The sequence below is a fragment of the Microvirga sp. Mcv34 genome, from assembly GCF_024519725.1.
Lineage (GTDB): Bacteria > Pseudomonadota > Alphaproteobacteria > Rhizobiales > Beijerinckiaceae > Microvirga.
Genome location: NZ_JALJRK010000007.1, coordinates 129,149 through 136,890, shown reverse-complemented (window position 1 = coordinate 136,890; position 7,742 = coordinate 129,149). Strand labels below are relative to the sequence as shown.

At 64.6% G+C, this 7,742-nt stretch carries 5 protein-coding genes; 3 read left to right on the top strand and 2 right to left on the bottom strand.

From position 1 onward, the window contains the following. Window positions 1-166: 166 nt before the first annotated feature. Window positions 167-1,096 (bottom strand): sulfite exporter TauE/SafE family protein, encoded by a 930-nt coding sequence (locus OC446_RS06750; protein WP_262028281.1) that lies wholly within the window; start codon window positions 1,094-1,096, stop codon window positions 167-169. 103 nt (window positions 1,097-1,199) lie between these two features. Beyond that, window positions 1,200-4,376 carry a hypothetical protein gene (locus tag OC446_RS06745; protein WP_262028280.1) on the bottom strand — a complete coding sequence of 1,059 codons (3,177 nt, stop codon included), beginning with the start codon at window positions 4,374-4,376 and terminating at the stop codon, window positions 1,200-1,202. A gap of 363 nt (window positions 4,377-4,739) precedes the next feature. Between OC446_RS06745 and OC446_RS06740 the strand changes: the two genes are divergently transcribed. From OC446_RS06740 to OC446_RS06730, 3 genes are all read left to right on the top strand, one after another. Beyond that, the gene (locus OC446_RS06740; RefSeq protein ID WP_262028279.1) at window positions 4,740-5,150 is read left to right on the top strand and encodes a MerR family transcriptional regulator; all 411 of its coding nucleotides are present in this window, start codon (window positions 4,740-4,742) and stop codon (window positions 5,148-5,150) included. Between the two features lie 160 nt (window positions 5,151-5,310). Beyond that, a complete protein-coding gene (locus tag OC446_RS06735) occupies window positions 5,311-5,676 on the top strand; it encodes a hypothetical protein (protein ID WP_262028278.1) in 366 nt (121 codons plus the stop codon). A 250-nt stretch (window positions 5,677-5,926) separates the two neighbouring features. Further along, the gene (locus OC446_RS06730; RefSeq protein ID WP_262028277.1) at window positions 5,927-7,720 is read left to right on the top strand and encodes an acyl-CoA dehydrogenase C-terminal domain-containing protein; all 1,794 of its coding nucleotides are present in this window, start codon (window positions 5,927-5,929) and stop codon (window positions 7,718-7,720) included. The last annotated feature ends 22 nt before the right edge of the window (window positions 7,721-7,742 follow it).

Genomic DNA, 7,742 nt, shown 5'->3' with positions numbered 1-7,742 from the left:
CGGGCGATCGTCTGCGCATCCCGCTCGATGGCGCCGAACACGGCGATCTGCGTTCCCGTATAGTTCGAGTTGATCAGGACGCGATGGTTCGACAGCGAGGTGATCAGGGTTTCCGCGCGGGCGCAGACCATCGTGCCGAGAAGGATCAGGAGGGCGCCGACGAGCCTCACGTGCGCACCTCCTGCACCGTGATGGAGAACGGCTCCTCCGGCTGCATGACCAGTTCGAGGCCGAAGCGCAGGCCCACCGCCAGCAGCAGGATGGCGAGCAGGAAGCGGAACAGCTCCGCCCGCAGGTGGCGGCCCATGCGCGCGCCGAACTGCGCGCCGAACACGCCGCCGACGATGAGCAGGATCGCCAGCACCATGTCGACGGCCTGGTTCGTCACCGCATGGAGGATGAGGGCCACGAGGGTGGTGCAGACGATCTGGAACTGCGATGTGCCCACGACCACGTTGGTCGGCACCCGAAAAACGTAGAGCAGCGCCGGCACCACGATGAAGCCGCCCCCGATGCCGAGCAGCGCACCGGCAAAGCCGATGAACAGCGACAGCCCGACGATCGGGATGATGCTCACATAAAGCTTGGACCGGTAGAAGCGCATGCGCAGAGGCCAGCCGAGATAGGGCGCGTGCTCGCCGGCCCTGCGCCGCGGGCGCACCGCGCCGCCTTTCCGGCGGCTCCAGAATTCCCGAATGCTCTCCTTGAGCATCAGGCTGCCCACGATGGTGAACAGCGTCACGTAGGAGACGACGATGACGAGATCGAGCTGGCCGGCCCGTCGCGCCGCCGCGAAGAACCACACGCCCAGCGCCGAGCCGACGAAACCGCCCGCGACCAGGATGGCGCCGAGCTTGTGGTCGAGGGCGTTGCGGCGCAGCGCGCCGAGCACGCTGGTGGTGGAGGAGGCGACGATCTGCGCCGATTGGGTCGCCACCGCGACGGCCGGGGGAATGCCGAGGAAGATCAGGAGCGGCGTCATCAGGAAGCCGCCGCCGATTCCGAAAAGACCTGAAATGAAACCGACCGCCGCACCCATTCCAAGAATGAGAAGAACGCTCACGGGCATCTCGGCGATCGGCAAATAGATTTGCACCCCGGTTCCCCCAATGGCCGGTGCAGCCATGTCGTTGTTACAGCATCATGCAGGCGATGTAACGGTCATGTTCTGAATGGAAGATGACAAAGCCCGCGTGCCGTTAACTCCTGTCGCCCTGGCTTCGATCCAGGACGGCGGTCTGGCCTTGAGCGGCCGCCGGCGGATTGTTCGCGACCGGGTCGGAGGCCCGCGGGCGCCAGCGTTCGAGAGCGGCCTTGGCGGCCTTGATCTCGGCTTGGCTCATGAACACGGCGATCTCCTCGCGCTTCTGCGCGGCTTCCGCGTCGCCCTGGTCCGCCGCGAGGGAGAACCACTGATAGGCCTTGGAGCGATCGGGTCTCGACCCGATGCCGCGGGCGAGCAGGACGCCCAGGTTGTACTGGCTGTCCCGCAGACCGTATTCCGCGGCCTCCGCGTACCAGCGAAGGGCGGCGGCGTAGTCCGGCTTGCCGTTCTTGCCCGAGGCGAGGACGGTGGCGAGGTTGTGCATGGCGCGGACATTGCCGCCCAGGGCCGCGCGCTCGTACCAGAAGGCGGCCTGCTTGAGATCGAGCGGAACGCCTTCGCCCTTCTCATGCATCATGGCGAGCCGTTCCTGGGCCGGAGGCAGACCGGCCTGGGAGATGCGCTCGAAGAGCCGGGCGGCGGCTTTCGCATCCCTTGCCATGCCGCGTCCCTCAGCGGCCCGCGACGCGAGTTCGTAGAGAGCCGCCGCATCGCCCGACAAGGCCGCGTGCTGCAGCGATGCGGGCGTATCCACGGGGATGCCGTCGATGGTCGCGGGATCGACGAGGAATTGCCCGGCCGGCACGGGACCAGCGGGGATGGATCCCGTGGAGAGGCTGGACGACTGGAAGAGATTCGTCTCTTCGGACGCGGAGGGATTGCCCGCCTGTTCGGCCTGCTTCGCCGGTTCCGGTTGCGCCGGTTCCTGCACGCTTGCCGGCCCCAGCGACAGGTCCTGCAGGTTCTGGGTGACGGACAGGATCTGGTAGGTGCCTGCGGCCAGGATCAGAAAAGCGAGGCCGAAGAGGAGCGGCCGGCGCCGGTTATCGAGGCTCCGGCGCAGACGCTCGAGAAAGGTCCCGGGAGGAGGCAGGGAATCGTCGGCTTCCGGCTCTTCCGCGTCGGCGAACTCCGCCCTCCAGGACGAAGGAGGCCGCGTGGCGGGCGTCACTTCCGGTGCCGTGTTCTGGGCGGCCCGTCTCGCTGCGGCGATGAAGTCGGCGCGCACATTCCCGAAATCGGGTTCGGGGGCCATATCCGGAGCCTGCGCCAGGGATGGCTCCCGGGAGGCGGCTTCCAGGGCCGGCGGAGCGGTTTCCTCGATCTGGGTGAGGGTGGCGGTATGAAGCCTGCGCACGGCGGCTTCCAGGCGATCGGCGGGCGGCAAGGTTTCAGCCGCTGGGATCGAGGATGTTCTGCCCGTGCCGGCGAAGGCGGCCGTGCCGTCATTCGGCAGGCGGGAAACGAGCGCCTCCAGGGCGTCGTGAACGGCGCGGAGCGTTTCCTGCGTCTTCTTGTCGGAGCGGCTGTGCAGGGCCTTCAGCTCGACGAAGCCATGCTTGACCGCATCGAGATCGCCTGACCCGGGCAGGGAGGGGCGGAGGTCGTTCAGCGCCGTCCGGGCCGCGCGCTCGGCAATGCCGACCGCTTCGTCCTGAAGGGTCCTGAGATGGCTGGTCGCCTCGGCGAGAACCGTGTGCAGAGCCTCTCCGGGCGTCTGCTCGAAACGCTCGGTCAGGGTTCTGATCTGACGTTCGAGGGAATCGAGACCCGCCGGTTGAGGCGGCGTCCGCTCGAGCTTCTCGTCGATGGAGCGGAGCACCTGCGCCATGTCGGTCGCCTCGGTCTGTCGGCCGAGTTCGCGCAGCTCCTGCTCGATGCGGTCGAAGCGCCGCATCAGAGGCTCGTGGGAGGACGTCTCCCGTTCGGCGACGGCATCGATCCGCGAGGATAGCCGTTCGATGGTTCCAGTGAGCGTATCGCTGCCGCCGACGCGGCTCTCCGACAGATTCGCCATCCGCTCGGTCAGGAGCGCGAGCTGCGCACTGATCGGGGCAAGGTCGGTCGAGACGGGATCCGGTCGGCGCACGAGAGCGTCGATGCGCCGGCTCAGGGTCTCCAGTTGCTCGGGAACCTTGCTCGTCTCCTGCGCGGTTGCGGTGACGTAGAGGGCCGAGCAGACATCGTCCAGGGAGGTCTTCAGGGCGGTGAAATCGCTCTTGCTCACCTGGTGGAGGCGCAGCTCCGAAACCTGGCGGCTGATCGTCCCGATCTCATCCGAGAGGCGGGCGATCTGCTGCGGTTCGGCCCGATGCGCCAGATCCTGGCGCATGTCGACGATCTGGCCACTGAGGAAGTCGACGACGGTGCGGTCGACGCCCGTCGCCGCCAGTGCGTCGATCTTGTCCTTGATGTGGTCGATTTCGCGGCCGATGCGCCGGTGCAGGCCATCGCTGACGTCCTGCGAAAGGGATTGGACCTGCTCGTAGAGAACGCTGATCGAGCCGGCGAGAGTGCGCAGATCCTTCGTGGTCGGCCCCTGTTCGAGCTCCTTGCCGATGGATCCGAGCGCCGCGCCGAGAGCCACGACCTCGTCGCGGGTCGCCAGGCTGTCGATGCCGGCGCGCAATCCGTCGATCTCGCTCCGGATGCCTTCGACGGCTGGGGCCCAGAGAGAATGGGGCTGCTCGAGATGCGCCGCGAGGCGGGACATGTCCGCCCGCAGGCCGGTCAACGTCTCGGACACGGGAGCGAGCGCCTTGAGCGCTTCCTCCATGGGGAACTCGATTCGGGCTGGCGCGGCCCGTTCAGAGGTCACCTTGCGCTCGACGGAGTCGAGGCGATTCTTCAAGGAGCCCAGGGCCTGGGACAGCAGGGCGGCGATCCGGTCCTGCTGGTCTGCCGAGCCGCGAGTGGCCTGATTCAGGCGAATCTCGGCCTGCTCGATCCAGTTGGCCATGGATTCGAGCGCGATGGCGGTTTGCGCGGCCTGGTCCTTGGCCTGGCGCTCGCTTTCCTGGGCCACGGCCGCCATCAGGGCCTCGTAATCCCGCCCGGGTTGAGTGGGGGGCGAAGCAGACATCCGGGGGATCACGGCGTCGAGGTCGCTCCCGGCCTTCCGGCGGGGGGAGGCAGGCTGACCTTGCGTCCTATCGAGCACCGAGGCGATCCATTCCTCAAGACTCATGCCGGCCCGGCGGGCCGCGGCGGCGAGCAGCTCGCGGGCGTTGAGGTCCAGGTCGTCAGGTCTCGCGAAGACGGGTCGTCTCATGATGGGACTCGCGGGGATACTCGTGAACTGGAGTGGCTGACACGGCCCCGTGCCGATGCTCGCCGGCCGGGTCGTGAGCCTGAAAGAGGCGAATCACACCGCTTCCAGACCCTTCGCCCGACGAGGCAACTTTTGTCCGGCGTAGTAAAAAACTCGTTAAGGACACAGGAGTTAGCGGCAACGATATCCGGATGTTAGCCGGTTGCCGTTGGGTCATCGCCAGGCCGGAGTGCTCTTTGCCTCTGCGGAACGACCTCGATGCAATACTCTTGCAAAATAACAGAAATATGTTCTATTATTGCATTACGAAGGGATAGGTGCGCGGCACAGATCCTCTGACAATAACAATCGATGGGGCGTTCCATGAATCAGTTTATCGTCACTCCGGATGCCGGCGAGGCCGGAGAGGGTGCAAAATTCTACACGATCGGCGATCTCGCGCGCGAGTTCGGCGTGACCCTCCGGACCCTGCGCTTCTATGAGGACCGCGGTCTCCTGTCCCCGCGCCGCGACGGCACGGCGCGCATCTACGATGCCCGTGATCGCGAGCGTCTTTCCGTCATCCTCAAGGGCAAGCAGCTCGGCTTCACGCTCACCGAGATCCGCGCCATGGTGGCCGAAGAACGGTCGGGAGCCGGAGCGGCGATGAACCTCAAGCTCTCCCTCGATCAGATCGAGAGCCAGATCCAGCACCTCGAACAGCAGAAGAAGGAAATCGAGGATGCTTTGGCCGAGCTCCAGGCGCGCCGCGCCGGTCTCGCTGCGGCCGCCTGAGCCTAAGGCACTCTTCAAAGAACGCGGGTTTATGCAACGCCCATCTGCTGGCAGATGGGCGTTGCCGTTTGTACGCTCGTTACCGAGATGATCTCATCGATCAAGGTGAAATCCCACGTCCGCTCCCATAATCGAGCAAATAAAGTTGAAACACAGGCACATGTCCTCGGGAGATGACTTTTATTCCGGATTTGAGGGCGAGCCGGAAATTCGTTTCACATATGCTGGGAAGGACGGCTCTCAGAGAGCCGTCAGGATATGGATCGGCTACTTCGACGCAATCATGAACAGAGTTGAACCGGATAACGGCATCTGGCGTGGACTGGCTCTACCTTACCATCTGAATGAAGGTTGGTATGTTGAAAACCCTTGGCAGATCCCATCTTTGAACGCTGTTATCGATCAATGGCAGAGCGTGGACATTGAAGCCCTTAAAGACACTGCTCAAGCAGTGCACATTCATGTTCTCGCCCTACTGAAGGACGCCCATGCACACAATGCAGTGGTTTGGATCGAGTATGACTAACCCAATGCCGACTTGGTAAGTTCTAAGTCACCCCAAAGGCTGCGAGTTCTTCTGCCAAAGGCCATGTCTGGTGCGCCTCGTTAATTTCGCGCCCCACGCGGGACGCTCTCCGACTTTCTTCGCTTCCACCAAAGATATTCCACCCTACCTCTTCCCAAAACGCCGATATAGTTTATATGTGAACTATATCTTTGGCCGGTGCGGATTCCTTCGGATGTTCGGCACCGGAATCCGATCTGGGAGAGTCCGAATGCCGGTCTACAAGGCCCCCGTCGAAGACGTCGTGTTCCTTCTGAACGACGTGTTCCCGATTGAGCGGTACAACAATCTGCCCGGTTTCGCCGACGCGACGCCCGACATGGTCGAGGCCATCCTGTCTGAGGGCGCCAAGCTGTGCGAGGAGGAGTTCGCGCCCCTGAACCTGTCCGGCGACCAGGAGGGCTGCACCCGCAACCCGGACGGATCGGTGACGACGCCGAAGGGCTTCAAGGCGGCCTACGACGCCTATGCGGCCGGTGGCTGGATGGGGTTGTCGGTGCCGGAGGAATACGGCGGGCAGGGGCTTCCCTCCGTCCTGAACACCATCATGCAGGAATTCGTCTCCTCGGCGAACCTCGCCCTGGGCATGTATCCGGGCCTGACCCAGGGCGCCATCGCGGCGCTCCTGGTGCACGGGACCGAGGAGCAGAAGAAGACCTATCTGCCGAAGATGGTGGAAGGGGCCTGGACCGGCACCATGAACCTCACCGAGCCCCATTGCGGCACGGACCTGGGCCTTCTCAAGACGAAGGCGGTGCCGAACGGCGACGGCTCCTATGCGATCTCCGGCACCAAGATCTTCATCTCCGCCGGCGAGCACGACATAGCGGAGAACATCGTCCATCTGGTGCTCGCCCGCATCGAAGGGGCGCCGGCCGGCACCAAAGGCATCTCGCTTTTCGTCGTCCCGAAATTCCTCGTCAACGGCGACGGGTCGCCCGGTGATCGCAACGGTGTCTCCTGCGGCTCCCTCGAGCACAAGATGGGCATTCACGGCAACGCCACCTGCGTGATGAACTACGACGGCGCGAAGGGCTGGCTCGTCGGCGAGGCGAACCGCGGCCTCAACGCGATGTTCGTCATGATGAACGAGGCGCGGCTCGCGGTCGGCGTCCAGGGGCTGGCGCAGTCGGAGGTCGCCTATCAGAACGCCGTCGCCTACGCGAAGGACCGCCTGCAGGGCCGTTCGCTCACGGGCGCGAAGTTCCCCGACAAGCCGGCCGATCCGATCATCGTGCACCCGGACGTGCGCCGCACGCTTCTGTCGATCAAGGCGTTCAACGAGGCGGCGCGGGCGCTCGTCGTCTGGACGGGGCTCAACAGCGACATCGCGCATCGCTCGTCGGACGACGCGCAGCGCCAGACCGCCGAGGATTACATGGGCCTGATGACGCCCGTGGTGAAAGGCGTGCTGACCGATCTCGGCTTCGACAACGCGGTCAAGGCGCAGCAGATGTTCGGCGGCCACGGCTATATCGAGGAATGGGGCATGTCGCAGTTCGTGCGCGATGCCCGCATCGCCATGATCTACGAGGGCGCCAACGGCATCCAGGCCATGGACCTCGTCGGCCGCAAGCTCGGCAAGGATGGCGGGCGCGCCGTCATGACCTTCTTCAACGAGGTCGGCGCCTTCTGTCAGGAGAATGCCGGCGACGAGACTCTGAAGGCCTACATCGCGCCCCTGCAGCAGGGCCTGGGACATCTGCAGCAGGCGACCATGTGGTTCATGCAGAACGCCATGGCGAAGCCCGACAATGCCGGTGCGGGCGCGACCGACTACATGCACCTCTTCGGCCTCGTGGCACTGGGCTACATGTGGGCCAAGATCGCGAAGGCCGCGCAGGCAAAGAAAGCGCAGGGCAATGGCGTGGCCAACACGATGGATGCGAAGCTGCTCACCGGCCGCTTCTTCATGGAGCGGCTGATGCCCGAGACCGGGATGCGTCTCGCGCGCATTTCCTCTGGCGCGGACACAACCATGGCACTCTCCGAAGATATGTTTTAAGATAACATTCTCGAAACGAGGG